This window comes from Streptomyces sp. NPDC006624, from assembly GCF_040611555.1.
In the GTDB taxonomy this organism is placed as follows: Bacteria; Actinomycetota; Actinomycetes; order Streptomycetales; family Streptomycetaceae; genus Streptomyces.
This window is the reverse complement of sequence record NZ_JBEXOM010000005.1, coordinates 364,602-383,916: the sequence shown is the minus strand read 5'-3', so window position 1 is coordinate 383,916 and position 19,315 is coordinate 364,602. Positions and strand designations below refer to the sequence as shown.

Below are 19,315 nucleotides of genomic sequence, written 5' to 3'. Positions count from 1 at the left end.
GCCCGTTCCTCCAATCTCACGAACTCAGGCGAGGGAAGTGGGCGCCGTGTCCACGGCGCTGGGCGGGAGGGCGGGGGTCACGGGGCGGACGGCGGTTCCGGCTCCCCCTCCGGCCGGGCGACCGCGCGGCCGGAGTCCCGTCCGGTCTGGCGCCCGCGGTGGAAGGCGCCGAAGCTGGAGCCCGCGTCGCGCGCCGGGGCACGGCCTTCGGTGGCGGGGCCGGGCTGCGCGGTGCTGCGGCGCTGTTCGCGCTCGCGTTCCGCCTGGGCCATGGCGCGTCCCGGCGTGCGGACGGGCAGCCCGTTCGGCGTGGGCGCGCTCGGCGCCGGTCCGCTCGATGCCGGCCCGCTCGATACCGGCCCGTGCGAGTGCCCTCGCGCGCCGGTGGGTTCGGGCGAGTCCGCGCGGGCGGCGGGCCGCTCCGGGGCGACCGGCCGCGTGTGGGGCTCGGGCTCGGGTGCCGGTGCCGCCGGGGCGGGCCGGGCCGCCGGCAGGGCCGGGGCGCGTTCGGGGGCCGGCGCCGCGGGCGCGGGTCCGGGCGTCGGCGCCGAGGGGGCGGGGCGCCGCAGGGGCTGCGCGAGGGCCGGTTCGCGCCGCTGCGCGAGCAGCTGCGGCGGGATCAGGACGACCACGCCGGTGCCGCCCCGGGACGAGGGCCGGTAGTTGACGCTGATGCCGTACTTGACCGCCAGGCGTCCGACGACGGCGAGGCCGAGGCGGGTGCCCTGCAGCGAGGCGAGGTCGGTCATGCGCCCGGACACCGCCTCCTCGACCCGGCGCATGGCCGCGGCGGCCATCTTCAGGCCGCTGTCCTCGATGGTGACGACGATTCCGGCGCTGCGCTCCTCGACGTAGACGTGCACCTCGTCGATCGGCGGGGAGAAGTTGGCGGCGTTGTCCATCAGTTCGGCGAGCAGGTGCATCACGCCCTCGGCGGCGAAGCCGGAGATCGCGGCGGAGGTCGAGCAGTGCAGCCGCACCCGCTGGTAGGCGGCGATCCGGCCGACCGCGCCGCGCAGGATGCTCTCCATCACGATGGGCTTGTTCCAGGCGCGGCTGGAGCGGCCTCCCATGAGCAGGGCGAGCCGGTCGGTCATCAGGCCGAGCTGCGAGGTGGCGTGGTCGAGCTTGAGCAGGTCGCCGAAGACCTCCTCGCCGTACCTCTCCTGCATGTCCCGCAGATCGGCGAGCATGCTGACGGCCTTGGCCTGGACCCGGCTGAGCGCCTTCGCCGACGCGGCCTGCGCGGCGGCGGCCCGGCGCTCGCTCAGGGCGAGTTCGCGCACGAACGACTCCACGGGCGAGCGCAGCAGCGGGGACTGCGGCCAGTCCAGCGCGCCGAGGACCGTGTCGGCCGGCTGGCCGTCGCGGAGCCTGGCGACGGCGGTGGGCAGGGTCTCGCTCGTCAGCCGCTCCACCTGGGCGGCGGCCTCGTCGAGTTGCTGCTGGAAGTGCCGGCGCTCGGCGTCCACGGCGGCCGCGTACTGCGTGCTCTCCTCCACGACGGAGGCGAAGGTGTGCACGAGGCGGCGCAGCTGCGGGTCCGACGGCGGTGTCACGGTGGCCAGGGTGTCGCTGGCGCTCACGCCGTCCCGCAGCCTCCCGGCGACGGCGGGCAGGGTGACGTTCACCAGGTGCGCGGTCTCCGCCGACACCTGTGCCCACTGCGCCAGGTGCCGGTCGGCCTCGGCGAGGTTCTGGGCCGTGGACCGGCGGGTCCTGCGGATCAGCAGGGTGCTGACGAGGACGGTGACGGCCAGGCACAGCCACCCGCCCGCCACCGCGCCGAGCGTCCACGAGCGGGCGTGGTCCGGGGCCGCCGCCACCACACCGGCCGCCGCAGCGGCACTCACCGTCAGCACGGCCAGGGGTACGGCCGGCGACGCCTTCGGAGACTTCGCCGGCCGGTGCTGACTGGGCGGTGCAGGCACTGACATTTCCGCGGTCCCTCGGTCGTTGAGAGCAGAAGACGAACGTCGACCGGCATGTGGACGGTCGCAGGTCAAGGACTGGAACGCCGACGCGACAGCGCTCCTCCGACCCCGTGCGGCCATGCTAGTCACCCGGCGGGCCGGTCCGATCAGACGAGCTGGTTCCTGGAGGGAAGACGCGATGTCGTCGCGAAGTAGTCGCCCCGGACCCCTGGCAGTGGTATCGGAACGACCCCTTCCCCGCGCCCTCTTACGGGTGGGACGCGAGTGGTCCAGGCCACTCGGTGCGGCAACTGCCCTGTTTTCGCCGCATCTTCGAGGTTGCGGGCGCGTTCACGCGAGGGGCGAGATTCAGCCAACTAACCGCGGCTTGAACCTTGTTCGATTTCCGCAATGCACGGTTCGCCCCCTCTCGGCCGCCCGGCCCGGCCGGAACCCACACAATTTCGCCACATCCGCTCCCGCCGCGAGGAGGGGCGGGCATCGCACCGACCGCTCCCGCGCCCCGCCCTCGCACCCAACACCCTTGCCCCGCACGTCGGTTCAGCCTGTGCACCCAGGTGCCGCCGCGAACTTCACACGGCTTCACCTCTTGACGCCCCCGTGCCGGTGCAGCACATTGACGGCACTCTGAGAGCGCTCTCACCCCCGTGCACCGAGCAGCGTTCGACTCCCCACGTGTCCCCTCCGGAACCGAGAGGCCCCCACATGAGCGACACCTCCGGCACCTCCCGCAGACCCCGCCCCTTCCGGCGCGCGTTCGTCGCCGCCGTCGGCGCGCTCGGCCTCGCGCTGGCCGCCACGGCGGTCGCCACCCCGCCCGCCGGCGCGTCCGCGCCGGCACCCCCGTCGGGCTGGACCCAGGTGTTCGTGGACGACTTCAACGGCCCGGCCGGCAGCGGCGTCAACACCTCCCACTGGCAGTACGCGACCGGCAAGGGATACCCGGGCGGTCCCGCCAACTGGGGCACCGGCGAGATCGAGACCATGACCAGCAGCACCGACAACGTCTCGCTCGACGGCAACGGCAACCTCCGCATCACGCCCCGGCGGGACGCCGCCGGCAACTGGACCTCCGGCCGCATCGAGACCAACCGCACCGACTTCCGGCCCCCGGCCGGCGGCAAGCTGCGCGTCGAGTCGCGCATCCAGGTCCCGAACGTCACCGGCGCCGCGGCCAAGGGCTACTGGCCCGCGTTCTGGATGCTCGGCGGTCCCTACCGGGGCAACTACTGGAACTGGCCGGCCGTCGGCGAGCTGGACATCATGGAGAACACCCAGGGCATGAACACGGTGTTCGCCACCATGCACTGCGGCACCTCGCCGGGCGGCCCCTGCAACGAGACCAGCGGGATCGGCGGTTCGACCACCTGCCAGGGCACCTCCTGCCAGGCGGGCTTCCACACGTACCGAATGGAGTGGGACCGCTCCACGAGCGTCGAGGAGATCCGCTTCTCCCTCGACGGCGCCACCTTCCACACCGTGCGCGCCAACCAGGTCGACGCCACGACCTGGCGCAACGCCACCGACCACGGGTTCTACATCATCCTCAACGTGGCGATGGGCGGCGGCTTCCCGGACGCGTTCGGCGGCGGCCCGGACGGGGGCACCCAGCCCGGTCACGCGATGGTCGTCGACTACGTGCAGGTGCTGTCCTCGGGAGGCGGCGGCACCACGCCCCCGCCGACCGGCAACCGCGACGCCTACGGCACCATCCAGGCGGAGTCCTTCGACGGCCAGTCCGGCGCCATGACCGAGACGACCTCGGACTCGGGCGGCGGCCAGAACATCGGCGCGCTGGCCAACGGCGACTGGCTGCAGTTCAAGGGCGTCAACTTCGGCTCCACGGCGGCCCGGCAGTTCAGCGCCCGGGTCGCGAGCGGCGCCGCGAGCGGCGTCAGCGGGCTGGTCGAGGTGCGGCTGGACAGCCGGAGCAACGCGCCCGTCGGGAGTTTCGCGGTGGGCAACACCGGGGGCTGGCAGTCCTGGCGGACCGTTCCCGCGAACATCAGCGCCGTGACCGGCACCCATGACGTCTATCTGACCTTCACCAGCGGCCAGCCGGCGGACTTCGTGAACGTCAACTGGTTCACGTTCGGGCGCTGACCGGCCCGGCGAGGGGCTCCACGCACGCGTGGGGCCCCTTTTCGCCGCCCTCAGCGCAGCTCCGCGCGGAACGCCGCCGGCGTCTGGTCCGTGTGCTGCTGGAAGAACTTGGAGAAGTTGGCGGCGTCGGGGAAGCCGACCGCGGCGCCGACCCGGCCGATAGGCAGGTCGGTGTGGGCGAGGAGGCGTTTGGCCTCCAGCACGACGCGCTTGTCGATGAACGCCTTCGGCGTCTCGCCGGTGGCGGCACGGACGGCGCGGACCAGGGTGCGGCGGGAGTAGCCGAGGGCGTCCGCGTAGGCGCTGACGCTGTGGTTGGTGGCGAACTCCCGCTCCACGGCGTCCCGGAAGAGGGTGAAGGTCGAGTCGGACTGCCGGCGCACCGCCTCGGCCGCACTCGCCGCGAGATGGGCGAGGCGCAGCAGGAACGCCGTCAGGGTGTGGCGCAGCACGGCGGTGTGCAGGCTCTGCGGCAGCGTCGCCGTGTCCTCGTACTCGCGCCGTAGCTGGCCCAGTCCGGCGCGCAGCGCGTCGAGTTGCGCCGCGTCGGGGTGGAGCAGCGGCGGCAGGTCGTAGCGGTACAGGCCGGTGGCCTCCACCGTGGAGCGGGGCAGAAAGCCGGGCTGCATGGTCAGCACCGTTCCGCGGTACTCGCTGCTGCGCGAGAAGCGGTGGACCTGCCCCGGGCGGATCCACAGCAGGTCCCCGGCCGTGGCTTCGTACTCGGTGAAGTCGATCATGTGCCGGACCGGGCCGCCGCCGAACAGCATCACGACGTGGAAGTCGATGCGGTGCACGCGCTCCAGCGGCGCGTCGGCGTGCCAGGTGCGTCCGGTCCCCATCGGGCCGACCTGCATGCCGACTCCGCCGACGCTCAGCTCGACAGGGAAGGGGAACGTTCTGATCCCGTCGCCGCCCCGGTGGCCTCTGTCCGCCATGTCCGCCATATCCGCCTCGCACCGCCCCGCTCGTGTGCCGCGCCGCCCGCGGGTGTCCCACTTTCACCACAGGCTGACACACGGCGACCTTCCGGCAAATAAGTCTGACTTTTAGCTTTGAACGCGTCAGAGCACCCCCTTCACTTCGATCGAGGACTTCTTGAAGATGAGCACGCAGCCCGCGGACCGCTTCGAATGGACCGACCTCGACCGGCGTGCCGTCGACACCGCCCGCCTGCTGGCGGCCGATGCCGTGCAGCGGGTCGGCAACGGCCATCCCGGCACCGCGATGAGCCTGGCACCGGCCGCCTACACGATCTTTCAGAAGGTGATGCGGCACGACCCCGCCGACCCGGAGTGGACCGGCCGTGACCGCTTCGTCCTCTCCCCCGGCCACACCTCCCTGACCCTCTACACACAGCTCTACCTCGCCGGTTACGAGCTGGAGCTGGACGACCTGAAGGCGTTCCGCACGCACGGTTCGAAGACGCCCGGCCATCCCGAGTACGGCCACACCGCGGGCGTGGAGACCACCACCGGCCCGCTCGGCCAAGGCGCGGCGAACGCCGTCGGCATGGCGATGGCGGCCCGTTACGAGCGCGGCCTGTTCGACCCGGACGCCCCCGAGGGCGAGTCGCCCTTCGACCACACGATCTGGGCGATCGTCTCCGACGGCGACCTCCAGGAGGGCGTCTGTGCCGAGGCCTCCTCGCTGGCCGGCCACCAGATGCTCGGCAACCTGGTCTTCCTCTACGACGACAACCACATCTCCATCGAGGGCGACACCGCGACCGCCTTCTCCGAGGACGTGCTCGAGCGGTACGAGGCCTACGGCTGGCACGTGCAGCGGATCGCGCCGCGGGAGGACGGCGACGTCGACGTGCACGCGCTGTACGCGGCGCTGCGGGCGGCGCGGGCGGAGACCGGGCGGCCCTCGATCATCGCGATGCGCACCGTCATCGCCTGGCCCGCCCCGAACGCGCGCAACACCGAGGCCGCGCACGGCTCGGCGCTCGGCGAGGACGAGGTCGCCGCCACCAAGCGCCTGCTCGGCTTCGACCCCGGGCGGACCTTCGAGGTCGCCGACGAGGTCCTGGCCCAGACCCGCAAGGCCCTGGACCGGGGCGCCGAGGCGCACACCGCCTGGGACAGGCGGATCGGCGCCTGGCGCCGCGGAAACCCGGAGCGCGCAGCCACCTTCGACCGCGTCGGCAAGGGCGAGCTGCCCGAGGGCTGGGAAGACGCCCTGCCGGTGTTCGAGCCGGGCAAGGCGGTCGCCACCCGTGCCGCGTCCGGGAAGGTGCTCCAAGCGCTCGGCGCGGTCGTCCCCGAACTGTGGGGCGGCTCGGCCGACCTGGCCGGTTCCAACAACACCACCATCGACAGGACGTCGTCGTTCCTGCCGCAGGGCAACCCGCTGCCGGAGGCCGACCCGTACGGCCGCACGATCCACTTCGGCATCCGCGAGTTCGCCATGGCCGCGGAGATGAACGGCATCGCCCTGCACGGCAACACGCGCGTCTACGGCGGCACCTTCCTGGTGTTCTCCGACTACATGCGCAACGCGGTGCGGATGTCGGCCCTGATGCAGCTGCCGGTGACGTACGTGTGGACGCACGACTCGATCGGCCTGGGCGAGGACGGCCCCACGCACCAGCCGGTCGAGCACCTGGCCGCGCTGCGGGCGATCCCGGGCCTGAACGTGGTCCGCCCGGCCGACGCCAACGAGACCGCCGTCGCCTGGGCCGAGATCCTCCGGCGGCACACCACCGACCCGGCCCCGCACGGCCTGGCGCTCACCCGGCAGGGCGTGCCCACCTACGAGCCGGACCCGCGGGCGGCGCGCGGCGGGTACGTGCGGTTCGAGGCGGAGGGCGGCACGCCCCAGGTCGTCCTGATCGCCACCGGCTCCGAGGTGCACGTCGCGGCCGAGGCGCGCGAGCGCCTGCAGGCGGCGGGGGTGCCCACCCGTCTGGTGTCGATGCCGTCCGTGGAGTGGTTCGAGGAGCAGCCGCGCGCCTACCGCGAGAGCGTCCTCCCGCCGTCCGTGACGGCCCGGGTCGCCGTGGAGGCCGGGATCGGCCTGACCTGGCACCGGTTCGTCGGGGACGCGGGGCGCATCGTCTCCCTGGAGCACTTCGGCGCCTCCGCCGACGCCGCCACCCTGTTCGCCGCGTACGGCTTCACCCCCGACCACGTCGTGGCCGCCGCGAGGGAGTCCCTCGCCGCCGCCCGCGCCTGATCGACCGCACGAAGGAAGATGATCACTGTGACCGAAGCGACCGCGAGCGCGGGAGCACTGAAGCGCCTGTCCGACGAGGGCGTGTCGATCTGGCTCGACGACCTGTCACGCCGGCGGATCGAGTCCGGCGACCTGGCCGAGCTGGTGGCGACCCGGAACGTCGTCGGTGTCACCACCAACCCCTCCATCTTCCAGGCCGCCATCGGCTCCGGGGAAGGTTACGAGGAGCAGCTCGCCGACCTCGCCGTGCGGGGCGTCACCGTGGACGAGGCCGTCCGGATGATGACGACCGCCGACGTGCGGGCCGCCGCCGACGTCCTGCGGCCGGTGTTCGACGCGACCGGCGGCCGGGACGGCCGGGTCTCGATCGAGGTCGACCCGAGGCTGGCCCACGACACGGTGGCGACCGTCGCCGAGGCCCGCCAGCTGGCCTGGCTGGTGGACCGCCCCAACGTGATGATCAAGATCCCGGCGACGGAGGCGGGCCTGCCCGCGATCACCGAGGTGATCGCGGCGGGCATCAGCGTCAACGTGACGCTGATCTTCTCCCTGGAGCGCTACCGCGAGGTGATGGACGCCTACCTCACCGGCCTGGAGAGGGCCCGGGCGGCCGGCCTGGACCTGTCGGCGATCCACTCGGTCGCCTCGTTCTTCGTCTCCCGGGTGGACTCCGAGATCGACAAGCGGCTGACCCTGCTGGGCACGGACGAGGCGCTGGCGCTGAAGGGCCGGGCGGCCCTCGCCAACGCCCGGCTCGCCCACGAGGCGTACGCAGAGGTCTTCACGGGGGCGCGCTGGCGGGCCCTGGAAGGCGCCCGCGCGCACCGGCAGCGCCCCCTTTGGGCCTCCACCGGTGTGAAGGACCCCGCCTACAAGGACACCCTGTACGTGGACGAGCTGGTCGCCCCCGGCACGGTCAACACCATGCCGGAGGCCACGCTGAACGCCGTCGCGGCGCGAGGCGACGTCCGGGGCGACACCGTCACCGGCGGTTACGCACAGGCCCGGGCGGACCTGGCGGCCATTGAACGGCTCGGCATTGCATACGACGAGGTGGTGCGGCAACTGGAGGACGAGGGAGTGGCCAAGTTCGAGGTGGCCTGGCAGGACCTGCTGGACGCGGTCACCAAGTCCCTCACCAGCAAGGGAGCTGACGCGGAATGAGCGAGGGGATCCCCCGGACGGCCGAGCAGGAGACCAAGGGGACCAAGGAGGACAAGGAGGCCCGGGCGGCTCAGGAGGCGGCGGGGGTCGAGCCGACCGGGGTGAGCGGCAGCGCTCCCGGGGCGGACGGCACCGACACCCCGGCCGCGACCGAAGGCGTCCGCGCGGGCAGCGGCGCACCCCGCACGGCGCAGCCCGACACCCGCTTCGAGAACCCCCTGCGCGATGCGCGCGACCGCCGGCTGCCGAGGATCGCGGGCCCCTCCGGGCTCGTCATCTTCGGCGTCACCGGCGACCTGTCCCGCAAGAAGCTGATGCCGGCGGTGTACGACCTGGCCAACCGCGGCCTGCTGCCGCCGGGCTTCTCGCTGGTGGGCTTCGCCCGCCGGGACTGGGAGGACCAGGACTTCGCGCAGGTCGTGCACGACGCCGTGCGCGAGCACGCCCGGACCCCGTTCCGCGAGGAGGTCTGGCAGCAGCTCGCCGAGGGCATGCGGTTCATCCCCGGCGACTTCGACGACGACACGGCGTTCAAGCAGCTGCGCGCCGCCGTCGAGGAGCTGGACGCCTCCCGTGGCACCAGCGGCAACTACGCGTTCTACCTCTCGGTGCCGCCGAAGTTCTTCCCCAAGGTCGTCCAGCAGCTGAAGAAGCACAAGCTGGCCGACGCCCCCGAGGGGTCCTGGCGCCGCGCGGTCATCGAGAAGCCGTTCGGGCACGACCTGGAGTCGGCCGAGCAGCTCAACGCGATCGTGCACGAGGTGTTCGATCCGGAGCAGGTCTTCCGGATCGACCACTACCTCGGCAAGGAGACCGTCCAGAACATCCTGGCGCTGCGCTTCGCGAACCAGCTGTTCGAGCCGGTCTGGAACCGGTCGTACGTCGACCACGTGCAGATCACGATGGCCGAGGACATCGGCATCGGTGGCCGGGCCGGCTACTACGACGGCATCGGCGCGGCCCGTGACGTCATCCAGAACCACCTGCTGCAGCTGATGGCCCTCACCGCGATGGAGGAACCGGCCGCCTTCGACGCCGCCTCGCTGCTCACCGAGAAGCTGAAGGTCCTCAAGGCCGTGCGGCTGCCGCAGGACCTGGGGGCGAACGCCGTGCGCGGGCAGTACGCGGCGGCCTGGCAGGGCGGCACGAAGGTGCGCGGCTACCTGGAGGAGGAGGGCATCGACCCGGCCTCCACCACCGACACCTACGCGGCGATCCGGCTCCAGGTCGACAACCGGCGCTGGGCGGGCGTGCCGTTCTACCTGCGCACCGGCAAGCGCCTCGGGCGCCGGGTGACGGAGATCGCGGTCGTCTTCCAGCGGGCCCCGCACTCCCCCTTCGACTCCACCGCCACCGAGGAGCTGGGCCAGAACGCGATCGTCATCCGCGTCCAGCCGGACGAGGGCGTCACGGTCCGCTTCGGCTCGAAGGTGCCGGGCACCTCGATGGAGATCCGGGACGTGACGATGGACTTCGCCTACGGCGAGTCGTTCACCGAATCGAGCCCGGAGGCGTACGAACGGCTGATCCTGGACGTCCTCCTGGGCGACGCGAACCTGTTCCCCCGCCACCAGGAAGTGGAAGAGTCCTGGAAGATCCTCGACCCGATCGAACGGTACTGGGCCACGCACGGCCGGCCCGCGCAGTACGCCTCGGGCAGCTGGGGACCCGCGGAAGCCGACGAGATGCTCGCACGAGACGGACGGAGCTGGCGCAGGCCATGAAGATCGACCTGACCGACACCACGGCAAGCAAGATCAACAAGGCGCTGGTGCAGGGCCGCCGCGCCATCGGGACGCCCGCCGTGGGCATGGTCCTGACGATGGTGATCGTCACGGACGAGGAGAACGCCTACGACGCGATCAAGGCGTCCGAGGAGGCCTCCCACGAGCACCCCTCGCGCACCCTGGTCGTCATCAAGCGGCACGCCCGCACCCCGCGCGACCGCCAGTCCTCCCGGCTGGACGCCGAGGTCCGGGTGGGCGCGGACGCGGGCACCGGGGAGACGGTGATCCTGCGGACCTACGGCGAGGTGTCCGAGCACGCCGACTCGGTCGTCCTGCCGCTGCTGCTGCCGGACGCCCCGGTGGTGGTGTGGTGGCCGGTGGACGCCCCCGAGGTGCCCGCGAAGGACCCGCTGGGGGCGCTGGCCCAGCGGCGGATCACCGACCTGTACGCCGTGGAGGACCCGCTGGCCACGCTGCAGGCCCGGGCCCGGGCCTACGCACCGGGCGACACCGACCTGGCCTGGACCCGGCTGACGCCCTGGCGCTCGATGCTGGCGGCGGCACTGGACCAGGCCCGGGTGCCGATCACCTCGGCGGCCGTGGAGGCCGAGGCCGAGAACCCGGCCGCCGAGCTGCTGGCCCGCTGGCTGGAGGCCCGGCTGCACGTCCGGGTCGACCGGGTGGTGACCGCCGGCCCGGTGGTGACCGCCGTACGCCTGGGCACGGAGTCGGGCGAGATCGTCATCGACCGCCCGGAAGGCCCGCTGGCCACGCTGAGCCTGCCGGGCCAGCCCTCCCGCACCCTCGCGCTGAAGGTGCGTGCCACCTCCGAACTCATCGCCGAGGAGCTGCGGCGCCTCGACGCGGACGAGATGTACGCCATCGCCCTGAACGGCGAGGCAACCGAGGAGAACCCCGCCCATGTCTGACTCCCCCCGGCTCACGCGACGGCCCGAGTGGGCCGCCCTGGAGGACCACCGCGCGGACGCCCTGCCGCGCCCGACCCTGCGTGAGCTGTTCGACAGCGACCCCGGGCGCGCCGAACGCTACGTCGTACGCGTCGGCGACCTGCGCATCGACTACTCCAAGCACCTGGTCACCGACGAGACGCTGGCCCTGCTGCGTGAACTGGCCGCCGCGACCGATGTGTTCGGGCTGCGGGACGCCATGTTCCGCGGCGAGCGGATCAACACCACGGAGAACCGGGCCGTGCTGCACACCGCGTTGCGGGCGCCCCGGGACGCGGTGATCGAGGTCGACGGCGAGAACGTGGTGCCGGGCGTGCACGCCGTGCTCGACAAGATGGCCGACTTCGCGGACCGGGTCCGCTCGGGCGAGTGGACAGGGCACACCGGCAAGCGGATCCGCAACGTCGTCAACATCGGCATCGGCGGCTCCGACCTCGGCCCGGCGATGGCGTACGAGGCGCTGCGGCCGTTCACCGCGCGGGAGCTGACGTTCCGTTTCGTGTCGAACGTGGACGGCTCGGACCTGCACGAGGCGATCAGGGACCTGGACCCGGCGGAGACGCTGTTCGTCGTCGCCTCCAAGACCTTCACCACCATCGAGACGATCACCAACGCGACCTCGGCGCGCTCCTGGCTGCTCCAGGGCCTGGGCGGCGAGGAGAAGGCGGTGGCCCGGCACTTCGTGGCGTTGTCGACGAACGCCGAGAAGGTCGCCGACTTCGGTATCGACACGGCCAACATGTTCGAGTTCTGGGACTGGGTCGGCGGCCGTTACTCGTACGACTCGGCGATCGGCCTGTCGCTGATGATCGCCATCGGCCCGGACCGCTTCCGGGAGATGCTCGACGGGTTCCGCATCGTCGACGAGCACTTCCGCAACGCCCCCGCCGAGGCCAACGCCCCGCTGATCATGGGCCTGCTGGGCATCTGGTACGGCAACTTCCACGACGCCCAGTCGCACGCGGTGCTGCCCTACAGCCACTACCTGTCGAAGTTCACCGCCTACCTCCAGCAGCTCGACATGGAGTCCAACGGCAAGTCCGTGGACCGTGACGGGCGCGGGGTGGAGTGGGAGACCGGGCCGGTGGTCTGGGGCACGCCGGGCACCAACGGGCAGCACGCGTACTACCAGTTGATCCACCAGGGCACGAAGCTCATCCCGGCGGACTTCATCGGCTTCGCCCGCCCGGTCGGTGAACTGAGCGACGGCCTGAAGGCGCAGCACGACCTGCTGATGGGGAACTTCTTCGCCCAGACGCAGGCCCTGGCCTTCGGCAAGACGCCCGAGGAGGTCCGGGCCGAGGGCGTGCCGGAGGAGCTGGTGCCGCACAAGACGTTCCGGGGCAACCACCCGACCACGACGATCCTGGCCACCGAGCTGACCCCGTCGGTCCTGGGCCAGCTGGTCGCCCTCTACGAGCACAAGGTGTTCGTGCAGGGCGCGGTGTGGAACATCGACTCCTTCGACCAGTGGGGCGTGGAGCTGGGCAAGGTCCTCGCCCAGCGCGTCGAGCCCGCCCTGACCGAGGGCGCACACGTCCCCGGTCTCGACCCGTCCACGGCCGCGCTGGTGGCCGCCTACCGCAATCTTCGGGAAGTGAACTGACATGCAGATCGGTCTTGTGGGGCTCGGCAAGATGGGCGGCAACATGCGCGAGCGCCTGCGCAACGCCGGCCACACCGTCATCGGCTACGACACCAACCCTGAGCTGTCCGACGTGGCAAGCCTCGGCGACCTGGTCAACCAGCTGGAGGCACCGCGCACGGTCTGGGTCATGGTCCCGGCCGGCCACCCCACCCAGCACGTCATCGACCAGCTGTGCGGCCTGCTCAAGCCGTGGGACACGGTGGTCGACGGCGGCAACTCCCGCTGGACGGACGACGAGAAGCACGCCGAGGAGCTGGGCAAGCACGGCATCGGCTTCGTCGACGCGGGCGTCTCCGGCGGCGTGTGGGGACTGAAGAACGGCTACGCCCTGATGGTCGGCGGCGAGAAGGAGACCGTCGACCGGCTGCGGCCGGTCTTCGACGCGCTGAAGCCGGAGGGCCCGTACGGCTTCGTGCACGCGGGCAAGGTGGGCGCCGGGCACTTCGCGAAGATGGTCCACAACGGCATCGAGTACGCCATGATGCAGGCCTACGCCGAGGGCTGGGAGCTGCTGGAGGCCGTGGACTCGGTGGACAACGTCCGCGAGGTGTTCCGCTCCTGGCAGGAGGGCACGGTCATCCGCTCCTGGCTGCTCGACCTCGCGGTCAACGCGCTCGACGAGGACGAGCACCTGGAGAACCTGCGGGGCTACGCCCAGGACTCCGGCGAGGGACGCTGGACGGTGGAGGCCGCGATCGACAACTCCGTGCCGCTGCCCGCGATCACGGCCTCCCTGTTCTCCCGGTTCGCCTCCCGGCAGGACGACTCCCCGCAGATGAAGATGATCGCGGCGCTGCGCAACCAGTTCGGCGGGCACGCCGTCGAGTCGGCGAAGAAGGCGTAGCCGCGTGGGCGATCTGCTGCTGGTCCGCCACGGCGAGACGGAGTGGAGCCGCAGCCGGCGGCACACCAGCTTCACCGACCTGCCCCTCACCCCGCACGGTGAGGAGCAGGCCGGGTCGCTGGTCCCGCTCCTGGCGGACCGTTCCTTCGCGCTGGTCCTCACCAGCCCGCTCAGGCGCGCGGCGCACACCGCCGAGCTCGTCGGCCTGAAGGGCGCCGAGCAGGACCCGGACCTGCACGAGTGGTGGTACGGCGCCTACGAGGGCGTCACCACCGAGGAGATACACCGCACCCGCCCCGGCTGGGACCTGTGGACCGACGGCGCCCCGCCCGGCGACGGCGACGAGCCGGGCGAGTCCCCCGAGGAGGTCGGCGAGCGCGCCGACCGGGTGCTGTCCCGGGTGACGGAGGCGCTGCCCGGCGGCGATGTCGTGCTGGTGGCCCACGGCCACTTCCTGCGCGTGCTGACCGCCCGCCGGCTGGGTCTGTCCCCGGCGGAGGGCCGGCTGTTCCGCCTGGAGACGGGCACGGTCTGCCGGCTGTCCACCGAGCATGGCCGGCCCGTGATCGAGGAGTGGAACGTCCGGTCGTAACAGGCCCCGGCCAAAAGCGAGTTGACAGTCTCCGGCCGGGCGCGTCAGAGTCCCCGTCGATGCAGATCGACGACTTGACGCCCGCCGAGCAGCGGGTCTGGGACGCCTTCCCCCGGGGCGGGGACGTGGACTTCCGGGAGCGGGAGGACGAGGACCCGGCCCGGGGAGCGGACCACGGCCCCGAGCGGACCATCCGGGCGCAGGTGCTGCGGACGCTGCTGCTGAGCGCTCCGCAGGTGCCCGGGGAGACCGCCGCCCTCCGGGTGGCGGGCGCACGGATCACGGGGACGCTCACCCTCCAGTACGGGGAGATCGACCACGCCGTACGCCTCAGCGACTGCTTCTTCGAACACACGCCCGTGCTGTACGCGGCGCGGCTGCGGCAGCTGAATCTGCGCGGCTCGGTCCTGCCCGGCCTGGATGCCGCCACCCTGCGCGTGGACGGCGTCCTGCGCCTGTCGGACTGCCTGTTCGAGGGGCCCGTGCACCTCGGGGGCGCCCAGATATCCGGGGCGCTGTTCCTGGACCGGGCGGGCGTCGGCGCCCCGCCCGCCGGTCGGCCCGCGCTCCAGCTCAATCACCTGACCGTCGGGGACGGCCTGTCGGCCGCGGGGCTGCGCACGCGCGGCGAGGTACGGCTGACGGGCGCCTCCGTCGCGGGCACGATCAACCTCACCGAGGCCCGTCTGGAGGCGGGTGCCGGCGAGGTCGCCCTGGACGCGGAGACCCTCACGGTGGAGGGCGACGTCCTGCTGCGCGAGGTGGAGGTGCTCGGCTGGATCGGCCTGCGCGGCTCCCGCGTCACCGGGCGCCTGGACCTGTCGTACGCGCGCCTCGCCAACCCGGGGGACGCGGCGCTGCGGGCCGGCAGCTGCACGATCGGCGAACTCTGGCTGCGCAGGAGCGAGCCGATGGAGGGCACCCTCAACCTGCGCCGCGCCCAGCTGGACGTGCTGTTCCTGGAACCGGAGGTGGTCCCGGGGCAGGTGCTGCTCGACAGCCTCGTCTACACCTCCCTCACCCCGCACGAACCGGCCGAGCGCCGCCTGGCGATGCTGGAGCGGGACGGCGAGGGCTATGTGCCGCATGCCTACGAGCAGTTGACCGCCGCCTACCGGCGCATCGGCGACGACCACGCCGCCCGCCAGGTGCAGCTCGCCAAGCAGCGCCGCCACCGCGGCACCCTGCCCTGGTACGGCCGGATGTGGGGCTACGTCCAGGACGCCACCGTCGGCTACGGCTTCCGTCCGCTGCGGGCCGCGGGCTGGCTGGTGTCGCTGCTGGTGATCGGCTCCCTGGCCTACGCCCTGGAGCATCCCGAGCCGCTCAAGGCCGACGAGGCGCCGCCGTTCAACCCGGTCTTCTACACCCTCGACCTGCTGCTGCCGGTGATCTCCTTCGGCCAGGAGAGCGCGTTCGCACCCACCGGCGCCCACCAGTGGCTCTCCTACGCGCTCGTCCTGACCGGCTGGATCCTCGCCACCACGGTGATCACCGGCATCACCCGGACCGTCAGCCGCCAGTGAGCGACCGCACCGCGTGCTGCGCCGCCAGCCGCACGGGGGCGTTGGCGGCGCCGTAGCCCCGGTAGCCGTCGTCGCGCTGGACCAGTTCGAAGAAGACCCGGCCGACGGTGCGGGTGTAGCAGTGGCGGAAGACGCCGTGGGCGTCGCGGTCGTAGAGGATGCCGAGCTCGCGGTAGGTCTCCAGCTCACCGTCGGCGAACGTGAAGCGGGCGGCGAGGTCGTCGTGGTAGTTGGCCGGGACGGGCAGCAGCCGGCCACCCGCCTCGCGGAAGCGGCGGGCCGCGGCGACCACGTCGTCGGTGGCCAGGGCGATGTGCTGGGCGTGGACGGTGTCGTCGGTGGGCGCGGCGCCGACGGTGAGGGCGATGCGCACGCTGCCGTCGGGGGTGGTGACGGCGCGGCTGCGCATCAGCCCGTAGGGGTCGGCGACGTCCACGCTCTCCTGGGCGCGCAGGCCGAGCACACCGCGGTGGAAGAGGGCCGCCTCGTCGAAGTGGTGCCAGGGCTGGGTCAGGGCGAGGTGGTCGATGCCGCGGATCCCGGCACCGGCGCCCGCCCGGCCGGTGTCCTCGAAGTCGGCGCGCCAGTCGGGCAGTTCCGGGTGTCCGGTGGCGCAGAAGAACAGTTCGGTGCCGTCGGGGGCGGCGACGGCGTCCAGGGGGGCGTCCTCGGGGGCCCGGCGGCGCGGCAGCACGGGCGCCAGCAGCGCCTCGGCACGCCGGGCCGCGCCCGCCGGGTCGGGCGACTCCAGCCCGATCGCGGCGAGCTGGGCACCGTCCCTGCGGACGGCCGGCCCGGTGTTGACCAGGATCCGGGCGTCGCCCTGCTCCCACAGGCCGACCGGCTTGCCGCGGTGCCGTGCGGTCCGGGTGAACCCCAGGGCGCCGAGCAGGGCGGCGAGGGGTTCGGCGTCGGGGGTGACCAGCTCGGCGAAGGCGACGCCGGTGGGGACGACCGGGTCGGGCAGGGGCGCCCGGCCCAGCGTCTCCTGCAGGAGCAGCAGGGAGCGCCGGGCGTCGACGGCGGTCGGACCGGCCTCGGCCTGCCGGAAGACGTCGTTGAAGACCTCCAGGGAGAGCGGGCCGTCGTAGCCGGTGCGCAGCACACGGTCCACCAGGCCGGCGACGTCGAAGCCGCCCTGGCCGGGGAAGCAGCGGTAGTGGCGGCTCCACTGCAGGACGTCCATCGCGAGCAGCGGGGCGTCGGCGAGCTGGAGGAAGAAGATCTTCTCGCCGGGGAGGGCCGCGATGCCTTCGAGGTCCGCGGGGTCCTGGCTCCGCGAGAGGATGTGGAAGCTGTCCAGGCAGGTGCCGAGCGCGGGGTGGCCGGCGCTCTCGACGATCCGCCAGGCGTGGTCCCAGGTGCTGACGTGCCGGCCCCAGGCGAGAGCCTCGTAGGCCACCCGGACTCCGGACTCCCGGGCCAGGTCGGCGAGCCGGCTGAGCTGCTCGGCGGCCAGGGAGTCGTCGTCCACCGCCTGCGGTGAGACGCTGGAGCAGACGAGCACCGTGCCGGCGCCGAGCCTGCGCATCAGCTCGAACTTGTGCCGGGCGCGCCGGAGGTTGCGGGCGAACTCCGCCTCGGGGACGGCCTCGATGTCGCGCATGGGCTGGTAGAGGTCGATGCCGAGGCCGAGGTCGGCGCAGCGGGCGCGGATGTCCTCGGGGGTGAGGGGGCTGGCCAGCAGGTCGTTCTCGAAGATCTCCACCCCGTCGAAGCCGGCCCGGGCCGCGGCGTCGAGCTTCTCGGTGAGGGAGCCGCTGAGGGAGACGGTGGCGATGGACGTACGCAACGTCGGTGTCCCTTCCTAGTGGGGTGCGCCCACGGCGCCGGCCAGCTCGGTCAGGTCCGCGAGCATCCGCGCGGCCTCGGGTTCCCGTCCGGTGAACAGGCGGAACGCGTCGGCGGCCTGGAAGGCGGCCATGCCGCCGCCGTCGAGGGTGGCGCAGCCCAGGGCGCGGGCGGTGCGCAGCAGTTCGGTCTCCAGTGGGCGGTAGACCACCTCGGCGATCCACAGCCCGGGGTGGAGCAGCTCGGCGGGCAGGGGCAGGCCGGGGTGGGCGGCCATGCCGGTGGGGGTGGCGTGGACGACGCCGTCGGCGCGGGCGAGCAGCCCGTCCCACCGGTCCGGGGGCGCGGCGGCCGCCCGGTCCGGCCCGAAGGCCCGGTTCAGCGAGGCGGCGAGGGCCGCGGCCCGGTCGGGCAGGGCGTCGACGACGGTGACGCGTTCGGCGCCGAGGGTGAGCAGGGCGTGCGCGACGGCCGCGCCCGCACCGCCCGCGCCGAGCTGCACGACCCGCTCCAGGGGCGCGTCCGGCAGTCCGCGCGCGAAGGACGCGGCGAAGCCGGTGACGTCCGTGTTGTGGCCGACGGCCCGGCCGCCGTCGAAGACGACGGTGTTGACCGCGCCGAGCGCCTCGGCCTGCGGGGCGAGCCCGTCCAGGTGCTCGATGACGAGCTGCTTGCAGGGGTGCGTGATGTTGAGCCCGTCGAAGCCCAGGTCGCGGGCGGCCCGGACCAGGTCCCCGACCCCCTCGGGCGGCACGCCGAGCGGATCGAGGTCGATCAGCCGATACAGCATCCGCAGCCCCTGGCGGTCGGCCTCGCGCTCGTGCAGCGCCGGGCTGAGGGACGGGCCGATGCCGGAACCGATCAGTCCGACGAGATACGAGTCCTTGGGCACGCGCGCCTCCCGAGCGGCTGGCTAATGTACGAACTAGTACGTTAGCTATATCAGCCGAGCGCGGACTCCGGAAGACCCACCGGACAGGCGGGCCCCTGCTTCTACAATCACCGGCACCGGCCCCTTGCCCTAAGGAACCTGATGACCAGCGTCGAAGAACCGGCACGCCCCGGCGAGCGCGAGCGCGTCCGGGACGCCGCCCGCACCCGGGCCGAGATCCTCGACGTCGCCACGCAGGAGTTCGCCCGGGCCGGTTTCGACGGCGCCCGGGTCGACGAGATCGCCGCCCGCACCCGCACCACGAAGCGGATGATCTACTACTACTTCGGCGGCAAGGAACAGCTGTTCACCGCCGTGCTGGAGCGGGCCTACGGCGTGATCCGCGAGGCCGAGCAGCAGCTCGACGTCGAGCACCTCGACCCGGTGGCGGCCATCCGGCGGCTGGCCGAGGTGACGTTCGACCACCACGAACGGCACCCGGACTTCATCCGCCTGGTCAGCATCGAGAACATCCACGAGGCGCAGCACATCGCCGCCTCCGAGAAGCTCGGCAGGATCGGCTCGCCGGCCCTGGACGTGATCCGCCGGATCCTCGCCTCGGGGCAGGAGTCGGGCCTGTTCACGGCCGACGTCGACGCGGTCGACCTGCACGCGATGATCTCCTCGTTCTGCTTCTTCCGGGTCTCCAACCGGCACACCTTCGGCGCCCTCTTCGGCCGCGACCTGCTCGACGCCGGGCAGCGGGAGCACTACCGCGCCATGCTCGGCGACATGGTGATCGCGTACCTGACGGCGGAGCGCGCGGCCGGCTGAACACCGGGCGCGGGACCTCTTGACACCGGCGGCACACGGGCGCAGCATCACTGGCCATCCCCTACTAACTACCCAGTGGGTTAATTAGCCGCGATCCGGCCCGCCCTCTCTGCTCGTGTTCCCCGTCGCTCCG

General features: G+C 72.6%; 14 protein-coding genes. 10 read left to right on the top strand and 4 right to left on the bottom strand.

Going from position 1 to position 19,315, the window contains the following annotated elements; translation table 11 throughout:
- Window positions 1-77: 77 nt before the first annotated feature.
- Window positions 78-1,937, bottom strand: coding sequence for an ATP-binding protein (locus ABZY20_RS12435; RefSeq protein WP_356440471.1), 1,860 nt, complete (start codon window positions 1,935-1,937; stop codon window positions 78-80).
- 702 nt (window positions 1,938-2,639) lie between these two features.
- On the opposite strand from ABZY20_RS12435, the gene ABZY20_RS12430 reads away from it, so the two are divergent.
- The gene (locus ABZY20_RS12430) at window positions 2,640-4,037 is read left to right on the top strand and encodes a glycoside hydrolase family 16 protein (RefSeq protein WP_356440469.1); all 1,398 of its coding nucleotides are present in this window, start codon (window positions 2,640-2,642) and stop codon (window positions 4,035-4,037) included.
- Window positions 4,038-4,087: 50 nt separating this feature from the next.
- On the opposite strand, the gene ABZY20_RS12425 is transcribed toward ABZY20_RS12430, so the two are convergent.
- A complete protein-coding gene (locus tag ABZY20_RS12425) occupies window positions 4,088-4,984 on the bottom strand; it encodes an AraC family transcriptional regulator (protein ID WP_356440468.1) in 897 nt (298 codons plus the stop codon).
- 157 nt (window positions 4,985-5,141) lie between these two features.
- On the opposite strand from ABZY20_RS12425, the gene tkt reads away from it, so the two are divergent.
- From tkt to ABZY20_RS12385, 8 genes are read left to right on the top strand one after another with little or no spacing between them, the layout of a single operon-like run.
- The gene (gene tkt / locus ABZY20_RS12420; RefSeq protein ID WP_356440465.1) at window positions 5,142-7,217 is read left to right on the top strand and encodes a transketolase; all 2,076 of its coding nucleotides are present in this window, start codon (window positions 5,142-5,144) and stop codon (window positions 7,215-7,217) included.
- Between the two features lie 18 nt (window positions 7,218-7,235).
- On the top strand, window positions 7,236-8,381 hold the full coding sequence (gene tal, locus ABZY20_RS12415) for a transaldolase (RefSeq protein WP_356440463.1): 1,146 nt from the start codon (window positions 7,236-7,238) through the stop codon (window positions 8,379-8,381).
- Window positions 8,378-10,105 carry a glucose-6-phosphate dehydrogenase gene (gene zwf / locus ABZY20_RS12410; RefSeq protein ID WP_356440461.1) on the top strand — a complete coding sequence of 576 codons (1,728 nt, stop codon included), beginning with the start codon at window positions 8,378-8,380 and terminating at the stop codon, window positions 10,103-10,105. Before tal ends, zwf begins: the two co-directional genes overlap by 4 nt.
- Window positions 10,102-11,037 (top strand): glucose-6-phosphate dehydrogenase assembly protein OpcA, encoded by a 936-nt coding sequence (gene opcA / locus ABZY20_RS12405; RefSeq protein ID WP_356440460.1) that lies wholly within the window; start codon window positions 10,102-10,104, stop codon window positions 11,035-11,037. Before zwf ends, opcA begins: the two co-directional genes overlap by 4 nt.
- Window positions 11,030-12,682, top strand: a complete 1,653-nt coding sequence (pgi, locus tag ABZY20_RS12400) for a glucose-6-phosphate isomerase (protein WP_356440457.1) — start codon at window positions 11,030-11,032, stop codon at window positions 12,680-12,682. The genes opcA and pgi overlap by 8 nt, the downstream gene beginning before the upstream one ends.
- 1 nt (window position 12,683) lies before the next feature.
- Window positions 12,684-13,568 (top strand): phosphogluconate dehydrogenase (NAD(+)-dependent, decarboxylating), encoded by an 885-nt coding sequence (gene gnd / locus ABZY20_RS12395; protein WP_356440454.1) that lies wholly within the window; start codon window positions 12,684-12,686, stop codon window positions 13,566-13,568.
- A 4-nt stretch (window positions 13,569-13,572) separates the two neighbouring features.
- Window positions 13,573-14,160, top strand: coding sequence for a histidine phosphatase family protein (locus ABZY20_RS12390; RefSeq protein ID WP_356440451.1), 588 nt, complete (start codon window positions 13,573-13,575; stop codon window positions 14,158-14,160).
- Window positions 14,161-14,219: 59 nt separating this feature from the next.
- A complete protein-coding gene (locus ABZY20_RS12385; protein WP_356440449.1) occupies window positions 14,220-15,686 on the top strand; it encodes a membrane-associated oxidoreductase in 1,467 nt (488 codons plus the stop codon).
- Here the strand turns inward: ABZY20_RS12385 and ABZY20_RS12380 are convergent.
- Window positions 15,673-17,478 carry a TIM barrel protein gene (locus ABZY20_RS12380; protein WP_356440446.1) on the bottom strand — a complete coding sequence of 602 codons (1,806 nt, stop codon included), beginning with the start codon at window positions 17,476-17,478 and terminating at the stop codon, window positions 15,673-15,675. The two genes, ABZY20_RS12385 and ABZY20_RS12380, sit on opposite strands and share 14 nt — an antisense overlap.
- 15 nt (window positions 17,479-17,493) lie before the next feature.
- A complete protein-coding gene (locus tag ABZY20_RS12375; RefSeq protein WP_356440443.1) occupies window positions 17,494-18,369 on the bottom strand; it encodes a shikimate dehydrogenase in 876 nt (291 codons plus the stop codon).
- A 141-nt stretch (window positions 18,370-18,510) separates the two neighbouring features.
- On the opposite strand from ABZY20_RS12375, the gene ABZY20_RS12370 reads away from it, so the two are divergent.
- On the top strand, window positions 18,511-19,182 hold the full coding sequence (locus ABZY20_RS12370; RefSeq protein WP_356440440.1) for a TetR/AcrR family transcriptional regulator: 672 nt from the start codon (window positions 18,511-18,513) through the stop codon (window positions 19,180-19,182).
- Window positions 19,183-19,315: the final 133 nt, after the last annotated feature.

What these genes read in the sequence shown, in the direction of transcription:
- tal (WP_356440463.1), top strand. Translation starts at nt 7,236, where the DNA reads ATGATCACTGTGACCGAAGCGACCGCGAGCGCGGGAGCACTGAAGCGC.
- zwf (WP_356440461.1), top strand. Translation starts at nt 8,378, where the DNA reads ATGAGCGAGGGGATCCCCCGGACGGCCGAGCAGGAGACCAAGGGGACC.
- tkt (WP_356440465.1), top strand. Translation starts at nt 5,142, where the DNA reads ATGAGCACGCAGCCCGCGGACCGCTTCGAATGGACCGACCTCGACCGG.
- ABZY20_RS12425 (WP_356440468.1), bottom strand. Translation starts at nt 4,984, where the DNA reads ATGGCGGACATGGCGGACAGAGGCCACCGGGGCGGCGACGGGATCAGA.
- ABZY20_RS12370 (WP_356440440.1), top strand. Translation starts at nt 18,511, where the DNA reads ATGACCAGCGTCGAAGAACCGGCACGCCCCGGCGAGCGCGAGCGCGTC.
- ABZY20_RS12430 (WP_356440469.1), top strand. Translation starts at nt 2,640, where the DNA reads ATGAGCGACACCTCCGGCACCTCCCGCAGACCCCGCCCCTTCCGGCGC.
- opcA (WP_356440460.1), top strand. Translation starts at nt 10,102, where the DNA reads ATGAAGATCGACCTGACCGACACCACGGCAAGCAAGATCAACAAGGCG.
- gnd (WP_356440454.1), top strand. Translation starts at nt 12,684, where the DNA reads ATGCAGATCGGTCTTGTGGGGCTCGGCAAGATGGGCGGCAACATGCGC.
- pgi (WP_356440457.1), top strand. Translation starts at nt 11,030, where the DNA reads ATGTCTGACTCCCCCCGGCTCACGCGACGGCCCGAGTGGGCCGCCCTG.
- ABZY20_RS12385 (WP_356440449.1), top strand. Translation starts at nt 14,220, where the DNA reads ATGCAGATCGACGACTTGACGCCCGCCGAGCAGCGGGTCTGGGACGCC.
- ABZY20_RS12435 (WP_356440471.1), bottom strand. Translation starts at nt 1,937, where the DNA reads ATGTCAGTGCCTGCACCGCCCAGTCAGCACCGGCCGGCGAAGTCTCCG.